This is a genomic window from Stenotrophomonas sp. JAI102 (genome assembly GCF_013409105.1).
Classification (GTDB): Bacteria; Pseudomonadota; Gammaproteobacteria; order Xanthomonadales; family Xanthomonadaceae; genus Stenotrophomonas; species Stenotrophomonas maltophilia_AA.
On the sequence record NZ_JACCCI010000007.1, the window covers coordinates 2,501 to 5,479 of the forward strand.

Below are 2,979 nucleotides of genomic sequence, written 5' to 3' on the forward strand. Positions count from 1 at the left end.
CAGTGAATACATAGCTGCTGGAAGCGAACCTGGTGAACTGAAATATCTAAGTAACCAGAGGAAAAGAAATCAACCGAGATTCCCTGAGTAGCGACGAGCGAACGGGGACTAGCCCTTAAGCTGGAATGGTTCTAGAAAAACAGCCTGGAACGGCTGGCCATAGAAGGTGATAGCCCTGTATTTAAAAGGGCCACTCCAGTGAAGACGAGTAGGGCGGGGCACGTGAAACCCTGTCTGAACATGGGGGGACCATCCTCCAAGGCTAAATACTACTGACCGACCGATAGTGAACCAGTACCGTGAGGGAAAGGCGAAAAGAACCCCGGAGAGGGGAGTGAAATAGATCCTGAAACCGTGTGCGTACAAGCAGTAGGAGCTCGAAAGAGTGACTGCGTACCTTTTGTATAATGGGTCAGCGACTTACTGTTCGTGGCAAGCTTAACCGTATAGGGGAGGCGAAGGGAAACCGAGTCTGATAAGGGCGCATAGTCGCGGGCAGTAGACCCGAAACCGGGTGATCTAGTCATGGCCAGGGTGAAGGTGCCGTAACAGGTACTGGAGGCCCGAACCCACGTCTGTTGCAAAAGACGGGGATGAGCTGTGATTAGGAGTGAAAAGCTAATCGAACCCGGAGATAGCTGGTTCTCCTCGAAAGCTATTTAGGTAGCGCCTCATATGTATCCTCTCGGGGGTAGAGCACTGTTATGGCTAGGGGGTCATCGCGACTTACCAAACCATTGCAAACTCCGAATACCGAGACGGACTGTATGGGAGACACACGGCGGGTGCTAACGTCCGTCGTGAAAAGGGAAACAACCCAGACCCACAGCTAAGGTCCCAAATTCACTGCTAAGTGGAAAACCATGTGGAAAGGCACAGACAGCCAGGAGGTTGGCTTAGAAGCAGCCACCCTTTAAAGAAAGCGTAATAGCTCACTGGTCGAGTCGGTCTGCGGGGAAGATTTAACGGGGCTAAGCAGTGAACCGAAGCTTGGGGTGTGCATATTTATATGTACGCGGTAGAGGAGCGTTCCGTAAGCCGTTGAAGGTGGATTGAGAAGTCTGCTGGAGGTATCGGAAGTGCGAATGCTGACATGAGTAACGATAATGCGGGTGAAAAACCCGCACGCCGAAAGCCCAAGGTTTCCTTGCGCAACGTTAATCGGCGCAGGGTGAGTCGGCCCCTAAGGCGAGGACGAAAGTCGTAGTCGATGGGAAGCAGGTTAATATTCCTGCACCTCGCGTAAGTGCGATGGAGGGACGGAGAAGGTTAGGTGTACCCGGCGTTGGTTGTCCGGGGGAAAGGCGGTAGGTTTGGATCTTTGGCAAATCCGGGATCCTTTAAGACCGAGCACCGAGACGAGCCTTTAAGGCGAAGTCACTGATACCACGCTTCCAGGAAAAGCTCCTAAGCTTCAGCTTACGCAGACCGTACCGTAAACCGACACAGGTGGGTAGGATGAGAATTCTCAGGCGCTTGAGAGAACTCGGGTGAAGGAACTAGGCAACATGGCACCGTAACTTCGGGAGAAGGTGCGCCCTTTTTGGTGGCTCATGCGAGCTATAGCTGAAGAGGGCCGCAGTAACCAGGCCGCTGCGACTGTTTATCAAAAACACAGCACTCTGCAAACACGAAAGTGGACGTATAGGGTGTGACGCCTGCCCGGTGCTGGAAGGTTAATTGATGGGGTCAGCCGCAAGGCGAAGCTCTTGATCGAAGCCCCAGTAAACGGCGGCCGTAACTATAACGGTCCTAAGGTAGCGAAATTCCTTGTCGGGTAAGTTCCGACCTGCACGAATGGCGTAACGACAGCGGCGCTGTCTCCACCCGAGACTCAGTGAAATTGAAATCGCTGTGAAGATGCAGCGTTCCCGTGGCAAGACGGAAAGACCCCGTGAACCTTTACTATAGCTTTACACTGAACGTTGAGTTCGTCTGTGTAGGATAGGTGGGAGGCTATGAAACCATGGCGCTAGCTGTGGTGGAGCCATCCTTGAAATACCACCCTGTCGTGCTTGACGTTCTAACCTAGGTCCATAATCTGGATCGGGGACCGTGTATGGTGGGTAGTTTGACTGGGGCGGTCTCCTCCTAAAGAGTAACGGAGGAGCTCGAAGGTACGCTCAGCGCGGTCGGACATCGCGCACTGTGTGCAAAGGCATAAGCGTGCTTGACTGCAAGATCGACGGATCAAGCAGGTAGGAAACTAGGACTTAGTGATCCGGTGGTTCTGTATGGAAGGGCCATCGCTCAACGGATAAAAGGTACTCCGGGGATAACAGGCTGATACCGCCCAAGAGTTCATATCGACGGCGGTGTTTGGCACCTCGATGTCGGCTCATCACATCCTGGGGCTGTAGTCGGTCCCAAGGGTATGGCTGTTCGCCATTTAAAGTGGTACGCGAGCTGGGTTCAGAACGTCGTGAGACAGTTCGGTCCCTATCTGCCATGGGCGTTGGAGATTTGAGAGGGGCTGCTCCTAGTACGAGAGGACCGGAGTGGACGAACCTCTGGTGTTCCGGTTGTCACGCCAGTGGCATTGCCGGGTAGCTATGTTCGGAAGCGATAACCGCTGAAAGCATCTAAGCGGGAAGCGCGCCTCAAGATGAGATCTCCCGGGGCACAAGCCCCCTGAAGGAACCATATAGACTATGTGGTTGATAGGTCAGGTGTGTAAGTACAGCAATGTATTGAGCTAACTGATACTAATGATCCGTGTGGCTTGACCATATAACCTCAAGTTGCCTTGGCCGACATGACATGTCGATAGATCCCAAGTGCACGCTACGTCACAAGACTTACGAGAGGCAGGCGCCTTAATCCGTTTCTTAGGATGGCGACGCTCCAACTGTCTCCCTGGTGAAATTAGCGCTGTGGAACCACCCGATCCCATCCCGAACTCGGAAGTGAAACGCAGCTGCGCCGATGGTAGTGTGGCCTAAGCCATGCGAGAGTAGGTCATCGCCAGGGTTTTTACCC

2 rRNA genes (1 of these 2 running past the window's edge) are annotated in these 2,979 nt (G+C 53.3%); both read left to right on the plus strand.

Features of this window, described 5'->3' with window-relative positions:
- Positions 1–2,730: ribosomal RNA gene (locus tag HDC96_RS18240) — 23S ribosomal RNA — on the plus strand; it begins 149 nt to the left of the window's first position.
- A gap of 125 nt (positions 2,731–2,855) precedes the next feature.
- Positions 2,856–2,970, plus strand: a 5S ribosomal RNA gene (gene rrf, locus HDC96_RS18245).
- The last annotated feature ends 9 nt before the right edge of the window (positions 2,971–2,979 follow it).